Origin of the sequence: Streptomyces polygonati, from assembly GCF_042650325.1 — a bacterium.
Lineage (GTDB): Bacteria > Actinomycetota > Actinomycetes > Streptomycetales > Streptomycetaceae > Actinacidiphila > Actinacidiphila polygonati.
The window spans coordinates 56522-80539 of the sequence record NZ_JBHSBB010000012.1; the positions used below are offsets into that span (position 1 = coordinate 56522).

At 73.1% G+C, this 24018-nt stretch carries 16 protein-coding genes; 5 read left to right on the top strand and 11 right to left on the bottom strand.

Annotated features, from left to right (window positions below; translation table 11 throughout):
* Nucleotides 1–63 precede the first annotated feature (63 nt).
* Nucleotides 64–2220, top strand: a complete 2157-nt coding sequence (locus tag ACFO3J_RS17530; RefSeq protein ID WP_386430371.1) for a beta-galactosidase — start codon at nt 64–66, stop codon at nt 2218–2220.
* A 97-nt stretch (nt 2221–2317) separates the two neighbouring features.
* On the opposite strand, the gene ACFO3J_RS17535 is transcribed toward ACFO3J_RS17530, so the two are convergent.
* The 5 genes from ACFO3J_RS17535 to ACFO3J_RS17555 form a co-directional block, all read right to left on the bottom strand.
* The gene (locus ACFO3J_RS17535) at nt 2318–3625 is read right to left on the bottom strand and encodes a family 16 glycosylhydrolase (RefSeq protein WP_386430372.1); all 1308 of its coding nucleotides are present in this window, start codon (nt 3623–3625) and stop codon (nt 2318–2320) included.
* 217 nt (nt 3626–3842) lie between these two features.
* Entirely contained in the window at nt 3843–5384 is a 1542-nt protein-coding gene (locus ACFO3J_RS17540) for a carboxylesterase/lipase family protein (protein WP_386430373.1), read from the bottom strand.
* Nucleotides 5385–5569: 185 nt separating this feature from the next.
* Nucleotides 5570–6022 carry a VOC family protein gene (locus ACFO3J_RS17545; protein WP_386430374.1) on the bottom strand — a complete coding sequence of 151 codons (453 nt, stop codon included), beginning with the start codon at nt 6020–6022 and terminating at the stop codon, nt 5570–5572.
* Between the two features lie 88 nt (nt 6023–6110).
* A complete protein-coding gene (locus tag ACFO3J_RS17550) occupies nt 6111–6668 on the bottom strand; it encodes a hypothetical protein (RefSeq protein ID WP_386430375.1) in 558 nt (185 codons plus the stop codon).
* 54 nt (nt 6669–6722) lie between these two features.
* On the bottom strand, nt 6723–8135 hold the full coding sequence (locus tag ACFO3J_RS17555) for a peptidase S8 (protein WP_386430376.1): 1413 nt from the start codon (nt 8133–8135) through the stop codon (nt 6723–6725).
* Between the two features lie 339 nt (nt 8136–8474).
* Here ACFO3J_RS17555 and ACFO3J_RS17560 point away from each other — a divergent pair, with 339 nt between their 5' ends.
* Complete coding sequence (locus tag ACFO3J_RS17560) at nt 8475–10760, top strand: ATP-binding SpoIIE family protein phosphatase (protein ID WP_386430377.1); 2286 nt, start codon at nt 8475–8477, stop codon at nt 10758–10760.
* Nucleotides 10761–10796: 36 nt separating this feature from the next.
* On the opposite strand, the gene ACFO3J_RS17565 is transcribed toward ACFO3J_RS17560, so the two are convergent.
* The 4 genes from ACFO3J_RS17565 to ACFO3J_RS17580 all read right to left on the bottom strand — a co-directional run bounded on the left by ACFO3J_RS17565 (nt 10797) and on the right by ACFO3J_RS17580 (nt 15448).
* A complete protein-coding gene (locus ACFO3J_RS17565) occupies nt 10797–11558 on the bottom strand; it encodes an SDR family oxidoreductase (protein ID WP_386430378.1) in 762 nt (253 codons plus the stop codon).
* 158 nt (nt 11559–11716) lie between these two features.
* The gene (locus tag ACFO3J_RS17570; RefSeq protein ID WP_386430379.1) at nt 11717–11884 is read right to left on the bottom strand and encodes a hypothetical protein; all 168 of its coding nucleotides are present in this window, start codon (nt 11882–11884) and stop codon (nt 11717–11719) included.
* 87 nt (nt 11885–11971) lie between these two features.
* Nucleotides 11972–14128, bottom strand: coding sequence for an FUSC family protein (locus tag ACFO3J_RS17575; protein WP_386430380.1), 2157 nt, complete (start codon nt 14126–14128; stop codon nt 11972–11974).
* Between the two features lie 537 nt (nt 14129–14665).
* On the bottom strand, nt 14666–15448 hold the full coding sequence (locus ACFO3J_RS17580) for an SDR family NAD(P)-dependent oxidoreductase (protein WP_386430381.1): 783 nt from the start codon (nt 15446–15448) through the stop codon (nt 14666–14668).
* A gap of 86 nt (nt 15449–15534) precedes the next feature.
* Between ACFO3J_RS17580 and ACFO3J_RS17585 the strand changes: the two genes are divergently transcribed.
* Complete coding sequence (locus ACFO3J_RS17585) at nt 15535–16386, top strand: helix-turn-helix transcriptional regulator (RefSeq protein ID WP_386430382.1); 852 nt, start codon at nt 15535–15537, stop codon at nt 16384–16386.
* Between the two features lie 23 nt (nt 16387–16409).
* On the opposite strand, the gene ACFO3J_RS17590 is transcribed toward ACFO3J_RS17585, so the two are convergent.
* Nucleotides 16410–17471, bottom strand: coding sequence for an aldo/keto reductase (locus tag ACFO3J_RS17590; protein ID WP_386430383.1), 1062 nt, complete (start codon nt 17469–17471; stop codon nt 16410–16412).
* Between the two features lie 233 nt (nt 17472–17704).
* Here ACFO3J_RS17590 and ACFO3J_RS17595 point away from each other — a divergent pair, with 233 nt between their 5' ends.
* Nucleotides 17705–17866, top strand: coding sequence for an SflA family class IV lanthipeptide (locus tag ACFO3J_RS17595; protein WP_386430384.1), 162 nt, complete (start codon nt 17705–17707; stop codon nt 17864–17866).
* 13 nt (nt 17867–17879) lie between these two features.
* Nucleotides 17880–20630, top strand: a complete 2751-nt coding sequence (gene lanL, locus ACFO3J_RS17600; RefSeq protein WP_386430385.1) for a class IV lanthionine synthetase LanL — start codon at nt 17880–17882, stop codon at nt 20628–20630.
* A 71-nt stretch (nt 20631–20701) separates the two neighbouring features.
* On the opposite strand, the gene ACFO3J_RS17605 is transcribed toward lanL, so the two are convergent.
* On the bottom strand, nt 20702–23878 hold the full coding sequence (locus ACFO3J_RS17605; protein ID WP_386430386.1) for a discoidin domain-containing protein: 3177 nt from the start codon (nt 23876–23878) through the stop codon (nt 20702–20704).
* Nucleotides 23879–24018: the final 140 nt, after the last annotated feature.

The following is a 24018-nucleotide window of genomic DNA, read 5'->3' on the forward strand; positions in this document are numbered from 1 at the left end:
GCACGTCTGTCGTGTCCGCCCCTGTCCCCCACGGCACGGGGCCCCTTCGAGAGGACACATTCCATGCACCGTCTTCGCAACTGCGCCGCCGGCCTGCTGGCCCTGGGGGTGATCACCGCGCTGTCGGCCCCCACTGCCATCGCCGCCGGATCCCCCCGCCAGGCCCCTGCCCGCTCCGCAGCCGCGGCCCGGCCCGCCGCGACCACACCCGGGACGCTGTGGTCCACGCAGCTGGACTTCGACAACAACGGCACGCCCTGGTCCGAGGCCAGCTTCGCCGCGCTGAAGGCCAAAGGCCTGGACACCGCCGAGATCGACATGCCCTGGAACACGATCGAGCCCTCCCAGGGCACGTTCGACTTCACCGAGCTGGACCAGGAAGTGGCCAACGCCGGGGCGGCCGGCATCCATCTGGTGCCGATCTTCTGGTCCTCCGGCTGGGGCGGCAGTCCCGCCTCCTGGGTGACCAGCCGCGAGGTCAGCAGCACCGGGGTGCAGAGCCCGGCCCCGGTCTGGTGGGACCCCGTCACCGAGCCCGCGTACCTCACCTACGTGACCGACACGGTCAAGCACATCGCCGGCGCCGCCGGTTACGGTGGCAGCATCCTGGACTACGGCTTCCTGGACGCCCAGTGGGACGACGCGGGCGGCGCGTCGGGCTGGGCGCAGGCGGACATCGACAAGTTCCACACCGCCTACCTGCCGCAGACCTACGGCACCATCGCCGCGTTCAACACGGCGAACGGGACGACGTACACGTCCTTCGGCCAGGTGCCCGCGGCCGCGCCCGGCCAGCCGCTGGCCTCCGTCTACCAGAAGTTCCGGGTCTGGAGCGTGCAGACCACCTACGCCGCGCTGACCGCCGACGTGCGGGCGGTGACCAGCACGCCGCTCTACTACTACTTCGGCGGCCACATCGGGAACGCGGTCAACTACGCGAACATCCCGGACGTCTTCTTCGCCCTGGCCAAGCAGTACAACGTCACGGTCATCGAGGACGCGGCCGGATCCCCCGGCCTCACGCTGACCTTCGGCAGCCTGGCACGGGCGTACGGCGTCAAGCTGGCCCAGGAGTGGACCGCCCCGAGCGACAGCACCCAGCTGGCCGCGGAGGCGGTGCGGTGGATCTCCAACTACGGGATCGGGCTGCCCCAAGGCGGGGGTGAGGACTTCTTCATCCACGACGGCACCCAGAAGGACACCGTCGGCTGGCCGATCTACACCGGCTGGGTGAGCAATCTGCAAGGACTCTCCGGCTCCTATCCGCAGCAGCCGGCCGCCGTCTACATCGACTTCTCCCAGGCGTACGGCAACGCCTCCGGCGGCAACCTCGGCAGCCCCGAGGACGCGATCACCAGCCTGTGGGACGCGAACCAGGCGGGCTTCGCGGTCGTCACCAGCCAGGAGGTCAACGCCGGGGTGGTCAAACTCTCCAGCTACAAGGCGGTGTTCCCGGTGAACGGCACCGACGCCAACCTGACCGCCTACCAGAAGGCGGGCGGAACACTGCTGACCGCCGGCTCCCAGCTGTCCCAGTACGCCCCGCCGTACGCCACCCTCGCCAACAGCGGTGTGCTCCAGGTGGTGCCCACGATCTCCGGCGCCGGCAACAGCGCGGCGATCACCCTGGCCGATGTCACCTCCGGCACGGCGTACAACAGCAGCATCACCTTCCACTACAACGGTCTGGGCGTGGCGTCGGGCAGCTACCACCTGGTGAACGCCGCCGGTGCGGCGGTGCCGCAGCAGGCCGTGTCCGGCGGTCTGTGCGCCGCCGCGAGCCTCCAACCCGCCTCACTGGCCGAATGGCACCTGGTCGCCGGGGCGATCCCGTCCGGCACCCCGGCCCCGGGCAACTGCGCCGCCTCCGTGCCCACGCCCTGCGGGACCCTGACGGCCAATCAGTCCCTCGCCGTCAACCAGTCGCTGTACTCGTGCGACGGCCGGTTCGACCTGATCCTGCAGGGTGACGCCAACCTCGTGCTCTACCAGGGCGGCACGGCGCTGTGGGCCTCCAACACCTCGGGCACGTCGGGCACCCGCGCGATCCTCCAGGGCGACGGCAACTTCGTCGTCTACACCGCCGCCGGCGCGCCGGTCTGGGCGAGCAACACCGCGGGCAACGCGGGCGCGAAGCTGGTCGTCGGCAACGACGGCAACGTGGTCATCACCAGTGCGACCGGGGCCGCCCTGTGGTCCACCGGCACCGGCGGCCACTGACCGTCTGACCACAGCGGGGAGCCGCCCTCCTGGAGGGTGGCTCCCCGCTCCGGCCCCCGCCCGGTTGGTCCCGGGCGGGGGCCGGTGTGCGGCTGCGTCAGCTCACCGTCCACTTCTGGTTGGCGCCGCCGCCGCACGTCCAGATCTGCAGGCGGGTGCCGTTGGCGGAGGTGTTGCCGGTGACGTCCAGGCACTTGTTGGCGCCGGTGTTGACGATGTCGTGTGCCGCGGAGACGGTCCATTTCTGGGCCGAGGTCCCGTTGCAGTCGTAGAGCTGGACCTTGCTGCCGTCGGCGGTGCCGGCGCTGGCGACGTCCAGGCACTTGCCCAGCGCGCGGATGGTGCCGTCCGAGCCCACCGTCCAGGACTGGGCGGCGGTGCCGTTGCAGTCGTAGAGGTCCACAGGGGTGCTGTTGGCGGTGTTGGCGCCCGCCACGTCCACGCACTTGCCGGCCAGGCCGGTGATCGGGTGGGCGGTGCCCCCGCCCGTGCCGCCGCCGGTGCCGCCGGTGGTGACGTGGACGTAGTCCACCACGAGCTGCTGCGGGAAGGTCGTGCCGGAGTTCGGGTCGCCGGGCCAGTAACCGCCGACCGCGAGGTTGAGGATGATGTAGAAGGGGTGGTCGTAGACCCAGGTGTGGCCGTTGAGATCGGCCGGGGTGCGGGTTTCGTAGACCTGGCCGTCGACCGACCAGGAGATCGAGTTCGGCGACCAGTCGATGGCGAAGGTGTGGAAGGCGTCGGAGAAGCTCTGGCCGTTCGGCAGGGTGTATCCGGCGCCGATGCCGTCCGAACCGGAGTAGCCGGGGCCGTGGATGGTGCCGTGCACGCTGCCCGGCTCGAAGCCGACGTTCTCCATGATGTCGATCTCGCCGCTGTTGGGCCAGCCGACGCTGCCGATGTTGTTGCCGAGCAGCCAGAAGGCGGGCCACATGCCCTGACCGCGCGGCAGCTTCATCCGCGCCTCGAAGTGCCCGTACGCCTGGGTGAACTTCTGCGGCGTGGACAGCCGGGCCGAGGTGTACTGGCAGGTGCCGTACCAGCACTGGTAATTGGACGGGTTTTCCTTGCGGGCAGTGATGACCAGGTCGCCCTGGCCGTCGAGCGCGGCGTTGTGGTTGCCGCTGGTGTAGTACTCGCGCTCGTGGTTGTTGACGTTGTCGCCGGTCTCGTAGCCCCATTTGGAGCTGTCGACGGCGCTGCCGGCCGAACCGTTGAAGTCGTCGGTGAACGTCGCGGTGGCCGCCGCGGGCTGCACGGCGGCCACCGCGACGTTGGCGGTGGTGGCGGTGGTGGACGCCGGGCCGGCGAACGCGGTCTGCTGGAGCAGGCCGCCCAGCAGGAGGGCGGCCGCGGCGGCCAGCGCGAAGGGGCGGATACGTCGGGTGGGGGGAGATGCCGACATGGAAACGGGGCTCCTTGCTCGAAGAGGGCAGGACACCGGAAGCGGTCGTACCGCTGGAGGAAGGCGGACGCCTCGCGCCCGCTACTTCCTTTGGGTCTTAGTTCAGGACGTGATTTAAATGGCGGAGCCGCTGCCCGTCAATGCCTCGGGCAAAGGTCTGTACCTTTGTCCGACTGTGTACCGCCTGTGTCCCGCCGGTGCGTTCCCTGTCCGCGGCCTACCCGCCGATCAGCGGAAGGGCCGCGAAGGTGTGGTGCCGCCACAGCAGCCGGGAGGTCTCCTCCGGGTAGGCGGTGACCGCCGGCCGGGTGTCGAAGAGCTGGACGAGACGCCGGCCGGTGTCGTACGCGGGCCAGCCGGGGTCGCCATCGGTGGCGAACGCGATCCAGGCGGCGCGGAGTCGCGTGGACAGCGCGTCCGCCTCCGGGGAAGGGGGTTCGCCGATCAGGAGGGCGGGCTGCCCGCTGGTCAGGTTGCCGAAGACGAGGGGCACGTCGAGGCCGTGGCAGGCTCCGAGGGTGCCTCCCAGGCCCGGGGCGGGCCAGGTCAGCTCGTAGACATGGGTCCGGCCGCCGGCCGCGCTGTGTGCCTGCGCCAGGTGGAGGCTCGGCATGCGGAACAGCCAGTCGCCGTTGACCAGTTCGTAGAGTTCCTCCGGTCCGGCGGTGGGGAAGCCCTCGCGGTAGCGCCGTGCGCCGTCCGGCCCCGGGGCGAGCTGCTCCAGGGCCGTGTCGGCCTGCTCCTGCGTCACCTGGCCGAGCAGACCGTCGATCAGGCTGAACAGGCGGTGCTCGTCGCGGGTGTGGCCGATCAGGAGCTCGATGTGACGGCCGGCGCCGTCGGCCAGGGCCTGCCAGGGAGTGGCGGGCAGCACGTCGCCGTCGACGACGGGTGCGAACACGATGGGCCGGTGCGTGATCTGCCCCCAGCGTTCCCGCCACTGGCCGATCTTCGAGGAGACGGCCTGGCCCGCCGTGGGCAGCAGCCAGGGATCCACCTCGGACAGGTCGGCCACCGTGGGCAGCTTCCCCAATTCGGCGGCGCAGGCGGCGGCGATCTCGGCAGCCAGCTCCGGCGAGAAGAACGTGCCCGGCGCGGACTGCGCGACCGCCCGGCGGAAGAGCCCGGCCGCCCGCGGCACGGCCAGCAGCGCGGCGACCGAACCGCCGCCCGCCGACTGGCCGAAGACCGTGACCCGGTCCGGATCGCCGCCGAACGCGACGGCGTTGTCACGCACCCACTCCAGGGCGGCGACCTGGTCGAGCAGTCCCCGGTTGGCGGGCGCCCCTTCGATCAGTGCGAAACCCTCCGCGCCGAGGCGGTAGTTGAGGGTCACCACGACGGCTCCGCCCAGGGCCAGCCGTCGTCCGTCGAACTCAGGGAGGCTGGACGCGCCGATCACATATCCGCCACCGGGGATCCACACCATCACGGGCAGACCCGCTCCCGGGGCCGGCTCGGGCGACCAGACGTTGACCGTCAACCAGTTGTCCCCGGCCGCGTCTTCTTCCCGCGCGCCCATGCCGAGGACGCTCGGCTGCGGAGGAGGCGGTCCGTACGACACCGCCGTCCGGACGCCGTCCCAACTCCGCACCGGCCGCGGCGCGGCGAACCGGAGCGGACCGACCGGCGGTTCGGCGAAGGGGATACCGCGGAAGACCGCGACCCCTGCCTCCCGGCTGCCGCGCACGACTCCGGCGGCCGTACGGACTTCCGGCTCCGACTCCGACTCCGACGGCCTCGACAGGGCTGGGCTCACTGCTGCTTCCTCTCCGGCAGGTGATGCGCGGTCCGCTGCCTCGTCCGCGCGGACGCGCGCCATGGCGCGGCCGGCGGCACACCCTCACCGCGGGCTCGAACGACCCGGCTCGCGGAGCATGCCACCCCACCGGCGCGACGGCCACCCGATTTTGAACGGACGGAACCTCGGCCGCTCCATGGTGGCTAGCTCGCGCAGAACTCATTGCCCTCCGGGTCCCGCATGATCCACCAATGTCCCGCCGGGCCCTGGTCCATCTCGCGGACCCGGGTCGCGCCCAGGGCTTCCAGCCGGTTCACCAGGGCGTCGCGGCCGCCGGGCTCGCTGTGGAGGTCCATGTGCAGGCGGTTCTTGACGGTCTTCTCCTCGGGCACCTCCTGGAAGAGCAGACGCCGGCCGCCGCCGACTCCACTGACCTCGTCGAACGGATCGTCCGGGTGCCGGATCGCGGCGTAGCCGCGAAAATTCCGCCGTCCCCGGTGCTCGGCCACGGCCTCCTCGCCGATCCGGCCCGCGGCCAGCAACCGGCCGATGAGGACACTCGCGTCCTCCACCTCGTACTCCAGCGCGGCCGCCCAGAAGTCCGCGAGCGCGGGCGCGTTCCTGCTGTCGACTACCAGCTTCCAGTTCAGTGGCATGCCGCCGGTTATATCCGGGCCTCGGCCCGGCGGCCCGGACCCGGCGGGATGTCCGTGTCGGGTCCGGGCACTCGGGCCGAGCCGGGGGTCAGAACGCCTCTTCGCCCTCGCCGAGGCCGATCCCGGTGGTCCATGAGGTGAGGGAGACGCCGCCCGAGTAGATGTCGGTCTCGCCGGGGAACAGGAAGTTCACCGAGCGGCTCGTCCCGTCCGGCATGGCGAGGGTCAGTGTGGTGACCTTGAGGGTGTGCTCGGTGGTGTCCGGCGCGGAGTAGAAGACCGTGGTGTGCAGGGGGGAGTTGGTGCGCAGCACGAGCGTGCCGCCGCGGCCGTTCACGGTCACCGGAATCGGCTTCTTCTGGTCCGGGGGGCCGCTGACCGACACCAGGGGGGTGTCGGTCAGCGCGCAGGTCACGCCGTCGTGCGCGAGCAGGGTGATCTGGAAGCTGCGCTGGCCGAGTCCGGCGCTCAGGCCGCCGAAGTAGAACGACACGTCGTTGACACCGCACGGCCGGGCGACGGCGCCGGCGGTGGCTTTCGTGTCGGCCGCGGGTGCGGCGCTGGCCGGCCCGAGGCCGACGAGTGTCGCCGTGCCGAGCGCGGCGACGGCCGCGGCGGTCAGCGCCGCGGTACGGGTTTTCCGCATGGGAGTCCCTTCCTCATGGTGTGGTGGTGTGCGGATCGATCGCCGTCGGACGGGTCAGAACGCGCCCAGGCCGTGGGGCATGCCCAGGCCCGTGGGTCCGTCCCAGCCGGGTCCCGCCGTGCAGAGGGACGCGCTGACGCCGCTGTAGTCGGCGCACAGGTGGTAGCTCTCGTTGTCGCCCGACACGATGTCGGTGAAGTCGGCCGCGGGGGCGCCGTACAGCGACTTCGGCCCGTTCACCCGTGCGAGGTGCCCGGCCCGGACGAAGAGTCCCGCGATGTACGGCGCGGAGGCGCTCGTACCGCCCACGACGAGCCACTTGCCGGGCTCGTGGTCGCTCGGCGCGTAGGTGTCGTAGACCGACACCCCGGTCGCCGGGTCGGCGTCGGCGGACACGTCCGCGGCGGCCCGGTGGTGCCCGCAGGCGGCCGTCACCGCGGCGGGCTGCCCGGTGGCGGCGGCGAAGTCGGTCTCGCAGCCGCTGCCGCCGCTCCACCAGGCGGTCGGGTCGCCGGTGGCGGGCAGCGTCACACCGCCGACGCTTATCACGGACGGGAGGTCGGACGGCCACGACTGGTGGACGCCGCCGTTGAAGCCCGAGTCACCGGTGGACGCGGCGATGGCGACGCCCTTGTGGTTCAGCGCCGCCAGGATGGAGCCCCGGGTGTTGGTGACGTCCGCGCTGTAGCCGTAACTGATGCTGACCGCCGACGCGTCGCTCGCCACGGCGGTGTTGACGGCCTGGGCGAAGTCGCCGGTGGAGACGTCGTTGTCGTCCTGGGCGTCCTGCCACGGGACGGAGATCTCCAGGAGGTGGCACGAGGGGCACGCCGCGGAGGCCATGTCCAGGTCGAGGGCGGTCTCGACCGCCACCTCCTCCTCGACGAAAGCGCCCTGTCCGGTGGGCTGCGGCGTCGGCTGGGCGCCGCCGGTGTAGTCCTTCAGCGTCAGGCAGCCGGACGCGGTCGTGCAGGCCGGAAGGCCGAACTTCTTCCGGTAGGCGGTGAGGTCGTGCTCAAGGGTGCCGTAGACACCCGCGTCGATGATGGCGATGGTGCCGGTGCTCTTCGAGGCCGCGGGCAGTCCGTACGCCTGGCTCAGGTCGGCGGGGCCGTAGCCGGCCGGCGCGGCGGCGCGCAGCGGGGTCGTGTCCCCGACCCCGGTGGTGACGACGCGGGCGTCGCACCGGGGGCAGACGGCGGCGGTGCCGTGGGAACGGAGGAGCGATCCGGCCCGGATCTGCTGGTGCAGGGCGGTGACGCTCTCGCCGGTGTTGGCGGTACCGGCGGCGCTGGTGGTGCCGGCGGCGCCGTCCGCCGCGTGCGAGGGGGGCGGAGCGGGGGCCGCCGCCGCGGCGGTGGGGAGGGCCATCGAGGCGGCGGCGAGTGCCGCGGCAGCGAGGCCGCGGGCGCGCCGGGACCGCTGGCCGGACCTCCGTACCGCACGGATCGACCGTATGTCGTTCACTTGTTCGTGCTTCCTTTCTTCCCTGGCGGGGGTGTTTCTTCCCTGCGGGGACGCCCCCGGTGAAGCGCGAAGAGCCGAAGCCGCCGAGCGGCCCGGGGTGTCGAACCCATGACGTACGGCAGCACCACCCGGTTATGTGACGGTGATCACGCCTGTCGCTCAACGGGTCTTTGGCCGGGAGGAGTTGGTGCGTGGCGGCGACCGGAGCCCCGGCGGCGTGCGGTCGTCACCGGGTGCGTATCGCCGCAGCGGCGGACTGAGCCGATCGGTGCAGGTGTCCGGTGCGCGGGCCTGGCGTCCGGGCGCGGCGGGCAGGGATGGAGGCGGAGGTGGCTGCGCATGCCCAGCGGTGACGTGCTCGTACTCGTCGATGAGGACGGCCGGGTGATCGAGTGGGGGCCTCCGGCCGAGGCGCTGCTCGGGTGGTCAGCCGAGGAGGCCGTCGGCCGGGAGGTGACGGCGCTGCTGCCGGAGGCCGCGGCCGACGACGAACTGCGCGGGGAAGGGTTCCCGGAAGCCACGTCGGTGCTGGTCAAGCCGATACTGCTCGGTGCGTCCGTGGTGTGGCGGGTGCTCGTGGCGGAGGACTCCGTGCCGGGGCGGGACGTGGCGATCTTGAATGTCCTCTTCGCACCGTCCCCGGTGGGACTGCACGTCCTCGACGAGGAGCTGCGGGTGGTCCGCCGGAGTACCGCCACCCGCGGCCGGCCCTATCTGCCCGCGGGGCATCCGGTGGGCAGTCGTTTCACCGAGCTGTTCGAGCGAGAGGGCTCCGAGGCGGAGACCGCGGTCGCACGCGGGGTCCTGGAGAGCGGTCAGCCGGTGGTGAACCGGCTCGTCCGGGGCGTGCGGGTGCCGGGCAAGCCCGGACACCGTACGCATTCGGTCTCCTACTTCCGCCTGGAGGGCCCGGACGGCGATGTGCGCGGGCTGATGGCCTCCGAGATGGACGTCACCCAGCGCGAGAACGCGCAGCGTCGCCTGGCGCTCCTGGACGCGGTCCGCGCCCGGGTGGGACACGGGCTGAACCTCGCGGCCGTCTGCCGGGAGCTGGTGGCAGCGATGGTGCCCTCCTTCGCGACCACCGCCGTCGTCGAAGTGATCGAGGACATCGTGCGGGGTGAGGAGCCGCCTGCCGTACCGGTCCGGCAGGATGTCCTCCTGCGCCGGGCGGCCTTCCAGGGCCCCGATCCGGCCTACCCGGTCGGAGAGGTGCGCCCGATGCCGGCCGACACCCCTTTCTCGTACGTCCTCGCCGATCTCCGGCCGCGCCTGCTCGCGATCGAGGACGACACTCCGTGGCTGGACGCCGATCCGGCCCGCGCCGAGATCATCAGACGGTGCGGCGCCCGCTCGCTGATCGTGGCACCGCTGGTCCTGCGCGGCCTGGCGCTGGGCGTGGTCAGCTTCTACCGCGACCGGCGGGTGGACCCCTTCGACGAGGACGACCTCACCGTGGCGTCCGGCAGCTGCGCCCATGCCGCACTGTGCGTCGACAACGTGACCCGCTACATGCGCGAGTGGGTCGTCGCGCAGACCGTGCAGCGCCGGCTGCTCCCCCAGGAACCGGCCGCACAGCCCGCCCTGGACGTCTCCTCGCTGCATCTTCCGCACCCCGACGGCGGCGGCGCCTGGTTCGACACGATCGCCCTGCCCGGCGCACGGACCGCACTGGTCGTCGGTGACGTGGCGGGGGAGGGCATCATCGCGGCGATCACGATGGGACTCCTGCGGACGGCCATCCACACCCTCGCCGCCATGGACCTGCGGCCCGACGAACTGCTGGCGCGCCTCAACGACACCGCGACCCGCCTCGCCGCCGGCTACGCCCCCGGGGATCTCCCGGACCAGGAACCCCTGACCGCCAGTTGCGCCGTCGCGATCTACGATCCGGTCGATCTCACCTGTACGGTCGCCTGCGCCGGGATCGCGGAACCGCTGGCCGTCTTCCCCGACGGCACCTCCGCCAACCTGTCCGTCCCGCCGGGGCCCCCGCTCGCCGATCCGGGCAGGGCCCCGTTCCCCGCGGCGACCGTCGACCTCCCGGAAGGGAGCGTCCTGGCCCTGGGCACCGCCGTCGTCGCCCATGAGCTGCTGGCACCGTCCGGTCCGCTGCGCCCCCTTCTGGACGGCGCCGCCACCAGGCCGTTGCAGGACCTGTGCGACACCATCGGCCCCGAGCTGGACGCCGGCCACCGCGCTGGCGAGCCGCTGCTGCTCCTCGCGCGGACCAAGGCGCTGCCCCGCGACCACGTTCTGACGCTCGCCCTGCCCGCGGACCCCGAGGCCGCACCGATCGCCCGGAAGGCGACCCGCGACCAGCTGGACCAGTGGGGAGTGGACGAGGAGACCGCGTTCACCAGCGAACTCATCGTCAGCGAACTCGTCGGCAACGCCGTCCGGCACGGCGCACCGCCACTGCGCCTGCGCCTCATCCTCGGGAAGATGCTGACCTGCGAGGTCAGCGACGGCGCGACCAGCGCCCCGCACGTGCAGCACGCCCGCACCGTCGACGAGACCGGCCGGGGGCTGTTCATCATGGCGACTCTCGCGGACCAGTGGGGCACCCGCTTCCACGCGCGGGGGAAGACCGTCTGGGCGGAGCAGCCGGCGGGGACGGCGTAGGGCACCGCGCACCGGAAAACGGCCTGGGGGACGCGGTCAGGGCGCGACGAATTGCTGGCCGCCGTCGACCGCGTAGGTCGCGCCGGTGAGCGCCTCGTTGCACATGATGTGGAGGGCCAGGGCGGCCACATCCTCCGGGCCGACGACCCGGCGGATGGGCAGGGTCCTGCGCAGTTCCTCGCGTCGCTGCTCCAGCTGGTCGCCGAGGAGCGAGGCGGACAAGGGCGTGTCGACGAATCCTGGCGCGATGAGGTTCGCCCGGATCGGCGCGAGTTCGACGGCGAGGTTGGCGGTGAGGGCGGGCAGGGCCGCGGTCATGGCGGTCATGACGGACAGGCCGACACCCGGTCGCAGGCCGCCGGTACCCCCGACGAAGAGGAGTGTGCCGCCGGCCCGCACCTTGTCGCGACTACCGAGAGCGACCGCCAGGGTCATCGACATGCGCTGGGCGAAGGCCTGAGTCGCGGCTGCCAGGTCCATGCCGTCCAGTGGCATGTAGGCCGGGCTGCCGGCGGTGAGCAGCACATGGTCGACCGGACCGGGCAGTTCCTCGAAGAACCGCAGGAGGCGGCCGGTGTCGCCGGCGTCGAACGCGGCCGTGGCGACCGGCTCCAGTTCGCGTGCCGCGTCCTGAAGGCGTTCGGCGTTCCGTCCGACCAGAACCACCTGCCCGCCGCCGGCCCGCACCTGCCGGGCCGTCTCCCGCCCGATTCCCGCGCTGGCCCCGATCACCACCACGGTCTGGCCGGCGATGCCGGCCGGGCGCGGCGTCCCCGGGACTCCTCGATCGGCGCTCACCGCGCGCCTGCCCGGTCGGCGGTCGCCGGGAGGCGGCGATCCGGTGTGCTGCCTGTCATCCTTACCTCCAAGGGGCCGAACTCCAGTCCCATCCTCACGCCCCGACCCGATGTCCGCCTCTCGGCCGGGAGGCACCGGGGGCGCCGCTGCTGAGACGCTCAGGCGAACGGGGCGCCGATCCCGACCTCGACCGGGCCGTCGCTGTCCCCGCTCACCTCACCGTGGTAGATCGTGAACGGCGTACCGGCGATCCCGTCGGCGCGAGGGACACCGCCACCGAGCAATCGGTGGATGAACAGCTCCCGGGTCATCTCCGGCTCGGCCACAGGCGTGATGGGCCGCGGGTCGCCCTCGCCGCAGCCTCGGCGGGGCCGACGATGCCGGCTTGCAGTCGGCGGACCTGATCGAGGTAGTCAGCGGTCCAGATCACCCGTACCGCCGTCGCGGTGCCCTCGCCCCCCCGCGCCGGTGAGGTCGCGGCGGACGGTGCCGAGGATCGCCGCTTCCGCGTCGGCGCCGCGTTCCTGCCGGCCGGGCACCCGGTCCGGACCTGTCAAGGCGTGGGCCGTCGTCTCGAACCAGGTAACGAGCGGCGCTGCGACGTCGAGGATCTCCTGGCGTGCCGCGGCGCGGTCACCGGCCGCTGCGGGATCCTGGCGCGCCCAGAGCCGGAGCACGGCGTCGGCGGTGAGCCGGACGACGGCGACCGCGTTGACCAGCCCCGTCACATGTTCCAAGGAGAGGTGCTTGGTGCCGCGTTCGGCCAGGAACTCCCGGAAGGCGTCGTCGAGTCGGCCGGCCGCCGCCGCGGCCCGCCGGGCTTCCTCATCCGGGGCGGGCGCGGCGGACACAGCCTGGTCGCACCGCGTGAGCCCGAAGGCGACGGCGCCGCCGAGATACCGGGCGCTCTCGGTGAGGGCCTCGCTGAGAGTGCGGCCCAGTGCCGACCCCGCTCCCCGCGGCCAGAACAGCAGGCCCACCAGCAGGGCCACCCCGCAGCCGATGCCCATGTCCTCGACCCGGGCGAGACCGAGTTCCAGGCCGGCGGGCTGGATGATGCTGAACAGGATCAGCAGGACGATCGTGAATCCCGCCTGTCCCCCGGTGAACGAGGTGACAGCCGGTTCCAGGCCGATGAAGGCGACCGTCACCGGCAGCAGCACCCAGAAGACAGTGGTGTGGTCGCCGATGGCGAGGATGAGCGCGATGCCGATGATGAAGCCGGCCACGGTCCCGGACAGGGCGCGCACCGTGGTCTGACCGGTGTTCACCGCGTTGGACCGCAGCACCGCGAGGGTGCCGAACACCACCCAGAAGGAATGCTGCACCCCGGTCAGCCGGGCCACCAGCACCGCCAGGCTCAACGCGACCGCTCCGCGCAGGCTGTTGTGCAGCCACACCGAATCCCGTTCCAGGTGGGCGCCCGCCCGCTCGCGGGCGGACATCAGGGCCGAGGCCACGTCCGCGGGATGGTGGCCCAGCACCCGCTGCCACCAGCCGCGCTGCCGGGCGGCGACCGTGAGTCCGATGTTCTCGGCGACGGCCGAGATCGCGAAGCCCATCTCCTTCGCCCGGAAGCTCGGCTCCAGCGAGCCGATGAACTCCGCCGCCCGCGCGCCGGAGGCGTCCTCCGGAGCAGGCCGCGACTCGGCGGCCCCGTGCGGGCGTTGGGGGAGTTGGGGGCGTTGCGGGATGACGGTGGTCACCGCCTGCTCCAGAGCCTCGTGGGCCTGCCACAGCCTGCGTACGTCCGGGGCCAGCCGGCCGGGATCGCCCGACGCCGACTCCAGCAGTTCCGCGCCTCGCTCCAGCAGCGTCAGTGACGCCAGCTTCGCCTCGTACACCGCCGCCTCCGTGGAGGGAGCCGGGCGGGCGGAGGGGGTTCGTTCGATGACGGCGGCGAGCCAGACCATCTGATCGACCAGCCGTACGAGGGTGCGCGCCGCCGTCGACAGTCCGGTGGGCCTCTGGAACGTTCCGAAGAACGACCGGCGCAGCGCTGCCACGCCGTCGGCTGCCTGCTGTGACGCGGGCCGCAGCAGCTCCGCCCGCTGAGGTCCGAAGATGTCGCGGGCGACCTCGACCTCGGCCCGCAGCCGCCGGGCGAGCAGCACGCACGCGCGGGCCGTCGCCAGCCGCAGCGGCTCACGCGTCGGCGCCGGCCACAGGAAGGCGACCGCGATCACCGACGCGGCGCCGGCGAGCAGCCAGCCGGCCAGCCGGTCCGGAACCGAACTCACCGGACCGAGCAGCGAGACCGGCAGCACGAAGCTGATGAGGAGGGTGGTCGTCGCCCCGGCGAGCACCGAGCTGACCACCCCCACGAAGAGCACGGCGAACGACACCACCAGCGTGCCGACCGCGGCGACCCAGACGACCTGGGCGGCCAGTGTGCCCAGCACCACCAGGACCGCGCTGGCCAGCACGAGGGCGATCTGGGCCGCCACTCGCTGACGCAGCGGACCGCCGAAGTCCACGAACAGCATCATCACCAGCGGACCGAACGCCGCGAAGACGGCAAGCGTCGGATTGTCGAGGACCTTCTCCGCGAGGGCGAAGAGCCCGGGCATGATGATCGCGGCGCGAAGCGCCCGGCGCAGCGACGACAGCCCGGGGTCCCGCCCCTGGAGCCACCGCAGGGCAGGGCGCGGAGCCGCCCCTTGAGTACCTGGCCGGCCGGTGCGGCGATTCACCGCCAGGGGAATCCGTCATCCCCGGCGGCGCTGTCCTGCCAGGGGTGCGGGCGGACGGAGCTCGGCGGAGGAGAGGTCGAAGCGCGCACCGCGCCCCTGCCGAGACCGCGGCAGCGGCCAGGAACGGCGGCGGCGCCGGTAGTACCGCGCGTGGTGCGGTTGCGCACGTCTCCTCCAGAGGGGAATCGCGCCGGTGTGGGAGCCCGATCCGATCAGCCGCCGTGTATCCCGGTGCCGGATTCACCATGCCGTGGGCGTTTCCGCACGAGCCCGGCGAGCTGGGTGACGCGGGAGGTGCGTCGGCCAGGGAGACGCACGGGTGCTCGGCCCGGCCCGGCCCGGGCCGGGCCGAGCCGGGCCGAGCCGGGCCGAGCCGGGGAGGATCCGGTCCGGTTCCCGCCCGGGCTCCGTCCTTCAGGCCCCGGCGCCACCGTCGACCGGCACGATCGCGCCGGTCACCATCGAGGCGCGGTCGCTGAGCAGCCATGCGGCCGCCTCGGCCACCTCGCGGGGGTCGGCCATGCGGCCGAGCGGAGTCGCCGCCTTGTTGCGCTCGATGATGCCCGGGGACCGCGCCTCCCACGCCTCGATCATCTCCGTGGCGGTGCCGCCGGGGGTGATGGCGTTCACCCGGATGCCCTCACGGCCCCAGGTCACGGCCGCGGTCTCGGTGATGCTGTTGAGGGCGCGCTTCATCGCGCCGTATGCCGGGAGGGCGGGGTTCGCACGGCGGCTGCCGATGCTCGAGGTGTTGACGATGGCCCCGCCGCCGTTGCGTCGCATGAGTGCGGCCTGGGCGGTCATGGCGGTCCAGTGCGAGCGGAAATTCACCTCGAACTGCTCGTCGATGTCCTCGTCGCTCGTCGTGTCGAGCGGGCCGGGCTGCTGGATCACCGCGCCGTTGTTGAACGCGCCGTCGAGCCGCCCGTGCAGCTCCCCGACACGGTCGACCGCCGCGCGGACGCTCGCACGGTCGGCGAGGTCCAGGGTGACGGCGTCGGCGACGCCTCCGTCGGCGCGGACCTCGGTGACGATCCGCTGGAGGGCGTCGGTGCTGCGGGCGGCGAGCACGACGGCGGCGCCCTCGCGGGCGAAGAGCCGGGCCGCGGCCGCCCCGATGCCGCGGCTGGCGCCGGTGATGAACACGACCTTGCCGGTGAGCAGGCCGATGGGTGCGATGTCGGTGTCGTTCGTCATGCCGGAAGTGTCGGTCCGCCCTCCGGACCGGATACAGGCACAGGCGGTACCAGGATCCGTCGCCGAGCAGGGTGCAGACTCGGGGTATGAACAAGCAGGAGCTCGGGGCGTTCCTCCGCAGCCGTCGCGAGCGGCTCCGGCCGGAGGACGTCGGCCTTCCGTCCGGACCACGCCGCCGGACACCCGGTCTGCGCCGTGAGGAGGCCGCCGTCCTCGCGCACATCTCCACGGAGTACTACGTCCGGCTCGAGCAGGGCAGGGCGCCGCGGCCTTCGGGCGAGGTCCTCGCCGGGATCGCGGCCTCGCTGCGCCTCACGGACGCCGAGTCCGATCACCTCCACGTCCTCGCGGGGACCGCGCCGACCCGCACCCGGCTGCTCCGGCGCGAGGTCCGCCCGAGCATCCTCGCGCTCCTCGACCGGCTGCCGCAGACGGCGGCGTTCGTGACGTCCGCCGCGTTCGAGGTGCTCGCGTGGAACGACCTCGCGGCCGCGCTCATGGAGGACTTCGCCGAACTCGCCCCGGACGACCGCAATCTCGCGCGCCGGGCCTTCCTCGGGCCGGCCGGGCCGGGCCCGGCGCTGTACGGGATCTCCGACGCCGCGGAGTTCCGCCACCATGTCGTCATGGAACTGCGTGCCACCGTCGCCCGCTACCCGGCGGATCCAAGGGTGGCCGGCCTCGTCGCCGAGCTCCGGAGCGCCAGTCCCGAGTTCGCCCGGCTCTGGGAGCGGCACGACGTGCAGGCCGCCCCGATGCTCACGAAGACCTTCCGCCACCCGGTCGTCGGGGAGATCACCGTCGACTGCGACTCGCTCGCGCTCACGGAACGCGACCAACACCTCGTGCTCTACAGCGCGCCACCGGGATCACGCGATGCCGAGGCGCTGGCTCTTCTGCAGGTGATCGGAGCGGAGGCCGGTCATTGTCCGCGGTAGCGGGGCGGTCATGAGGGTGCCGGTCAACCGCGGCCGAACGGCTCGGACGGCACTCCGTTGACGGTGGTTCCGCCCTGCTGCCAGGGGATCGCCGTCTCGATGACGAAATCCGCCGGGAAGTCGAGCTTCGGCGCGGTGAGTGAGCTGAGTTCGGCCAGCTGCTCGTCCGGGACGGTGACGTCCAGGGAGGCCAGATTGTCGTCGAGCTGCTTCACCGTACGGGCGCCGATGATGGTGGAGGTGATCTCCGCCCTGGCCCGCACCCAGGCCAGCGCCACCGCGGCGACCGAGGCGTTCAGCTCGTCGGCGACGCGCTGCAGGACGTCCAGCAGCGTGAAGGTGTCCTCGGAGAGGTGCGCGGCGGCCCACTGGGCGCGGCCGGAGCCTTCGGGCGCGGGGTTGCTCCGCGAGTACTTACCGGACAGCACGCCGCTGGCCAGCGGACTCCAGGGGGTGACGCCGAGGCCGAGTTCGCGGGCGACGCCGAAGAGTTCGCCTTCGACCGTGCGCCGGAGCAGGGAGTATTCGACCTGGATCGCGGTCACGGGTGCCCAGCCGCGGAATTCGGCGATGGTGCCGGCGCGGGCGACTTCCCAGGCGTGGGTGTCCGAGAGCCCGATGTAGCGGATCTTGCCGGCGCGCACCAGGTCGTGCAGGGCCGACATGGTCTCTTCGATCGGGGTGTGGCGGTCGAAGTTGTGCTGCCAGTAGAGGTCGATGTAGTCCGTGCCGAGGCGGCGCAGTGACGCCTCGACCTGCTGCATGATCGCTTTGCGGCCCGCGCCGCCGCCGTTGGGATCGCCGGGGAACATGTTCCCGCCGAACTTCGTGGCCAGAACCAGGCGGTCCCGCAGGCCGGGGTGCTGGGCGAGGTAACTGCCGATGGTTTCCTCGGACTTGCCGCCGTTGTATCCGTTGGCGCTGTCGAGGAAATTCCCGCCCGCCTCCACATAGCGGTCGATGATGCGGTGGGAGGTGTCGGTGTCGGCGCCCCAGCTGGCGTCACCGAATGTCATCGTCCCCAAGGTGAGCGGGCTGATCCGCAGGCCTGAGCGGCCCAGGGTGCGATAGGAGTCGAGTCCCAATGCTTTCTGCCTTCCTCGGTCGGGCGGACGGACTGATCGTCCACAACCTAGCGTGACCCGGGGCGGATAGCCCGCCTCGACATACGACAACGCGACCGCCCCGGCGGCGTTCTGCCGTATGTCCAAAAAGGCGCTCTTGTCCCCGTGACCGGCCCTGGCGAGACTGGCGGAGGACGACGACTCCGGCACCAGGGCAAGGATGAATTCCCCTTCTTCGTAACGAAAGGACCGCCATGAGCCCCCTGGCACTGCAGATCCGTGACGCCGGCCCACTCGAAGTGGCCGTGGAGGAAGAAGAGATCACGTTCGAGGACGACATCGACCCGGGTCGCCGTATCGAGGCGTGTCTGCCCGAGCCCTGGCCGACGGCGACGACCCGGGTCGCCTGCGAGTAGGCGGGAACCTCGCGTGAGCACCGGACCCGGCCCGGCCGACGAGGACGGGTCCGCTGTGCGCGGTTCGGGACCGCACGGCGCGGGCCGTGTCAGGTCCGGCGGGCGGGAGACCGCGGCGCCCGGCCCCGAACGCGGCCTTGAGGAGCGGCTCGAGAGGCTGATCGCGGGCGGCGGGCGGCGTCTGGTCGCCGACGATCCGTGGCTGTGCCTTTTCGCCGCCGGGCCTTCCGCCGGCGAACTCCCCGGCCACGGCTGGAAGCTGCATGTCTCCGCCCGCGCGGAGGATCTGTCACGGGTCGTGGACCTGGTCGTCCCCGTACTGCTGCGGTACGCCTGCGACGCCAAGTTCGCCCGCGGCGCCTCGGAGCTGCGGGCGATGAACGCCGGCGAACGGGACGCGGCGCTCGTCGGGAAGGCCGTCACCGTCTATCCGCGCCCGGAGGACGTGACGGCACTGGGCGGTGAACTCGCCGAGCTGCTGGCCGGCTGGCCGGGCCCCCGGGTGCTCAGCGACCGGCGGATCCGGCCCGACGCCCCCGTCTACTACCGCTACGGACCGTTCCGGGTCTCGGGCGCCGACGAGGCCGCGCTGGTGATGACCGGCCTCGACGGGGTGCGCTTTCCCGGGCGCGCGGGCACCCGCTACCGTCAGCCGCCGTGGGCGGCCGACCCGTTCCGGACGGCCGCGCCACCTGTGGAACGCGCGGCCCGTCTGATCGGCGGTCGCTACCGGATCACCGCGGGCATCGCCCGTTCCCCGCACGGTGATGTCTACCGCGCCGTGGACGCTTCCGGTGAGCGGATGATCGTCAAACAGGCGAGGGCCTACGCCGGTGAGGACGCCGACGGTGTCGACGCCCGCGGCCGCCTGCGCCATGAGCACGCCGTGCTGGCCGCTCTGTCCGGTGTCGACGGGGTCCCCCGGGTCCGCGAACACCTCCGGCACGGCGACGACGAGTATCTGGTCACCACCGACTGCGGTCCTCAGGACCTGCGCCGCGATGTCCTCGGCCACGGGCCGTACCAGTCCGATGTCACGCCCGCCCCCAGCCGCTCCGGAACGGCCGACGGGGTCACCACCAGCCGTGGGATCACCGCGCTGGCAGGCCGTTTGCTGGCCGTGCTCGACGATGTGCACGCCCGCGGTGTCGTGGTGGGCGACCTCAAGCCGTCCAATGTGGTGCTCGGCGACGGCACCGCCTACCTCGTGGACTTCGGGATCAGCGCACTGCACGGTGACCGGCCGGCGGGCGCGACCCCGGGCTACTCGATGCCGGTGTATCGCGCCGGCGGACCCCCCGGACCGGCCGACGACCTGTACGCGCTCGGTGCGACCCTGCACTTCGCGCTGACCGGCATGGACCCGGTGGTCGTCGACCGCGACCACGCCGTCAACCGCGAGCGCACACTTGCCTGCCTGGCCGCCGCGCTCCCCGGCGCCGCGCACCGGCCGGCCCGCGAACTCGTCGCCGGACTCCTGGACGCCGACCCCGTACGGCGGGCCGCCTGCGCCCAGCGGTGGCGGAACCAGGAGTCCCCGGCGGCCCCGGCGCGCCGGCTCCCGGCGCCGCCGAGGATCACCCCCGGCCTGCTCGACGAGCTGATCACGCACACCGCCGCGACCTGCGCGACCGCCGCCGCCGAGCTGCCCGCGGGACCGCGGCCCGCGCCCGGGCAGCAGCACTTCGGGCTGACGCTCTACGACGGTGCGGCCGGTCTGGGCCTGGAACTCCTGCACCACATGGAGCAGCCGGGCGTCCGCCAGGCCGTGGCCGGCCTCGCCCGTCGCACCGCCCGCCACCCCGCCCTGCCGAGCCTGACCGCCGCGCTCCACATCGGCCGCACCGGCGTCGACCTCTTCCTCGACTCGGCCGCCGCGCTCGGTACGTTCCCGCCCCCGCCTCCGCCATCGCCGGGTCCGGGCCCGCGTCCGCGCCCGTACGACGACACCGGTGACCAGATCAGCGGCGCGGCGGGCGCCGGGACCGGGCTGCTGGCGCTGGCCCGGCGCGCCTACGCGGCGGGACGGACGGAGGAAGCCGACGCCCGACTGGCCGCGGCGGGCGAGTGCGTCCGCGCGTTGCTGGCCGCCGACGGCGAGCGGGAGCACCCGGAACCGCCGGGTTCGGCGGCGGCGTCCGAGGCGGCGTTCGCCTTCGGCTTCGCCCACGGCCGGGCGGGCGTCGTCCACTTCCTGCACAGCTACCACCGGTTCACCCATGACCCGGCCGCCGGCGCGGCCGCCCGCCGGGGCCTGGCCGGACTCGTCTCGCACACCCCGCGACTGCTCGCTCTGGCGGCTCGCCCCGAGGCACACCGGCGCTACGGTTCCTGGTGCCGCGGACTCGCCGGGATCGGGACCCTGCTGATCGAGGCCGGCGGGCACGAGGACGACCCGCGGACGATCGACCTGGGGGTGCGCTGCGCCCGGGCGTGCCGCGACCTCGCGCCCCGGATGAGCCCGGTCTCCCAGTGCTGCGGACTGTCCGGCGTCGGCGAACTGCTCATCGACGCCGCGGCGTCGACCGGCGACGACACGCTGTACCGCGCCGCCCAGGACGTGGCGGGGCTGATCCTCACCCGCAGCGGCGGCACCCTGCGGCGCCCCCTGTTCCCCGACAACACCCTCGCGGCGTCGGGACTGGGATGGGCGACCGGCAGCGCGGGCGTCCTGTCCTTCCTGCGCCGCCTGCGCGACCGCGGCGGCCCGCGCCTGTGGACCGACAGCGCGCCGCCCGCGGCCCAGTCGTCCTTCGGACGGTGACGGGCACTCCTCGGCGGCCCGGTCCTGCCGCTCGGGCGGCAGGACCGGGCCCCGGGATCGGCGCGCGCTTTCTAGGCGGGCGTCACCGTCAGGGTGGTCAGCCGGGCATCGGGGACGCGGCGGGTGGAGACGGTGAGTGCGACATAGCGGGCTGTGGCGGCGGTGGTGAGCGACGCCGTGCGGCCGTGGCCGCGCAGGCTTCCCGCGTCCTGGTAGGCGAGGCCGTCAGTGCTGAGGGCGATCGAGGCGTCGGGGACCCGGGAGCCGGTCCACTCGGTGCGGATCTCGCTGAGCGCGGTGGGTGCCCCCAGGTCCACCACCATCCGGCCGCCCGGGCCGGGCCGCCACGAGGTGGCGGGGTTCCCGTCCACCGCGGCGGCGGGGTCGCTCATCCCCGGCGGCAGCGGCGCGGACGGGAAGGTGTCCCGCCCGATCGCCGCGTCGGGGAGCGGATAGGGCGTGGTGTGCGGCACCGTGACCTCGGTCGTGCGGCCCGGCCGTATGTCGGCGGTCACGGCCCGCCCGTCCGGTGTGGTGAGGATCAGCCGGGTGCGCGGCCCGCCGAGCCGTACGGTCGCCGCGTCGACGACCTCGGCCCGCACCCCGGTGGGGACGCGGCCGCCCGCGGCCGGCCGCACGGTGAACCGGGCGGCGGCGACCTGGGCGGAGGCGGCGTCGAGCACCGCGGTGCAGTCGGTGCCGTCGGCGGTCACCACTTGGGCGCCGGCGAAGAGCGTGAGGCGGGAGCGGTCCTGGGGGACGGACACGGTCGTGGTGACCGCGCCGCCGGAGAGGTTGAACAGGCTGAGGTGGCCGCCCGCGGTGCTCGCCGCGACGGCCGCGTGCGCCGCGCTCGGACCGGGCCGCCGTGCCGCGGCGGCGAGGCTCTTCGGGTCGCCGGAGGGCAGTCCCTCGATGAGCAGCGGCTCGGCCGGCCCGTCGGAGAGGACCACCAGGTCGCCGTAGACGGACAGCGGGTTCGCGGCGCCGCGTACGACCAGGCCGGCGCGCCCGTCGACGCTCAGCCAGCCGCCGGTGCTGGTGAGGTCCGCCTCGGGGAAGCGGACGAGGTCGGTCCAGGTCAGTCCGTCGGCCGAGCCCTGGACGCGGTAGGCACTGCCCGCCGCGGTCTCCCAGCGCAGGGTGACCCGGTCGAAGGAGCGGTCGGCGCCGAGGTCCGCGGCGAGCCAGCTGTCGGGCCGGGTCCGCTGGGCGACGGCGACCGCCCAGCGGGTGGCGCCGTTGCCGTCGACGGCCAGTTCGGGGCCCTTGCCGGTGTCGGCGGAGGAGGCGGTGGCGGCCGCGCCCTGAGCGAGGTCGGCGCCGCCTTCGCCGTCCCGGACCTCGAGGGCATAGAGGGAGTAGCCGTATTGCGGGTGCCCGGCGACGCCCTGCATCCGGACGTGGCGCCAGCTGGCGCGCGGGAAAGTGACGGTGTCGACCCGGGGGCCGGGGCCGACGCCGGCGTTGCCGCTGTCCTGGGAGGCGACCGAGGCGTGGCCCTCGGCGGCCGTGTAGGTCCGGCTGCCGTCGAGTCCGGCGACCCCGGGCATGGTGAGGTTCTGTACCTGGAGGTGGCCCTCGCCGGGGGCGGTGCCGGTGGTCGCGTAGACCACCGCGCCGGAGGGGAGGGTGGTGAACCCGGCGTACCCGGTGTCCAGGGTGAGCAGGGTGGCGCTGGTGTCGAGGCCGTCGCGGGCGGTGCGTTGCAGGGTGGCACGGCGGGTGAGCACCTTGGCCCCCACGGTGGGCAGGAACATCGGGGTGGCGCCGCTGAGCGCGAACAGCCAGTCGTCGTGGGCGGGTTGCCAGGCGAACTTCACGAAGCCCGGCTTGGTGACCGCCGCCGCCCAGGCGCCGGGCGTCTGGTGGGCGACCAGCCCCGGGCCGGTGCCGAAGTCCCGTACGCCGGACGCCTGGTCGAACATCTCGCGGTCCGACAGCGGCTGGACGACACCGCCGTGCGCGGCCCGCCACTCGTGCAGCAGGTAGCTGATGGCGACCTCGGCCCGGGCCTCGGGCTCGTACTTCGCCTCGCCGGAGAACTTCGCCAGCTGGTAGAGCGGGGGGTACGCCTGATACGGCGCGAGCCGGGCGGCCATGGCGGCCTCGGCCCATGCGGCGGCGCGGTCGCCGCCGACCTGGGCGAGGAAGGCGAGCGGGATGACATCGCGGCCGTAGAGGTGCTCGCGGTCGGCCACCATCGGCATCAGCGGTTCGCCCGCGTCGCTCATCACCATCCGGATGGTGCGCCAGAGCCGGTCGGCGTTCGGCTGGGCGGTGAGGACCTCCGGCAGCGGCCTGCCCGCGGTGATGAAGTGGATGGCGTTGCGGCCGGACGTGCGCCACAACTCCTCCTGGTAGTGCGGGCCGAAGGAGTTGTGGTTCTCCACGAGGAAGGTGTCGTACAGGTTCTGCGCGGTGTTCGCGCTCACCGGGACGCCGTCCACCAGCGCCGGGTTGGCCAGGTCGGCCGCGGGCAGGCCGGTCTCGTTGCGGCTCCACACCCCGTACGAGGCGGCCCAGTCGGCGTGTCGCGGGTCGTCGGCGGCCCAGGCGAGAGCGGGGGCGAGGGACTGCGCGTAGACCCCCATCTCCTCCAGCTTGGTGTCGCCGACGAAGCCGCCCTTGAGGCCGTTGGTGGTCCAGCCGGCCGACAGCGGGTCGGCGGCGGTGCCCAACGAGACGGTGTACGCGGCCTGTTCGCGTACAAGGGTGTCGACGGCCTGCCGGGTGGCCGGGTCCAACTGGTCCCAGAGCAGGCGGGCGGCGAGGACGAAGTACAGCTGGAAGGTGGTGTCGAAGAAGAGGGTCCTGCCCCATTCGGTGCCGCCGGTCAGCCGGTTGGAGGCGGCGAAGTGCCGCACCGTCGCCAGCGTATGGGCGCGCAGCGTCTCCAGGTCGACGCCGGCCTGCTCCGCGTCGTAGGTCCCGCGGGTCAGCAGCACGGCGTTGCCGAGGACGACCGCGAAGTTGAAGTCGGCCGCCGCGTAGTGGCCCGCGGCGGCGTCCCACTGGGCCTCGGCCCACTTGGTGTGCGTGAGGAGCGCCTGGTAGTAGGCCGCGGCCACGGCGTCGGGGTGCGGCTGCCCGTGGCCGTGGCCGCGCCCCGGGCCGCGTTCCTGGTCCGCGGGGGCGGCGGCGGCCCGTCCGGCGCCGAGCGAGAGCGGTGCGGCGGTGCCGAGGGCGGTGAGGGCGGCCAGTTGGGCGAAGCGGCGTCTGCCGAGACCGGCGGAGTCGTGGGACACGGGAGGACCTCTCAATCCGACAACGTTGTCAGGCCTGGTCATTGTTCTCGCAGATCCGTGTACCGGTCAAGCATCCGGCCGGGATCTTCCGGGTGGCCCGCGACAACGAGCAGGCCGGCGGCCGGTATGTCGAGTTCGGT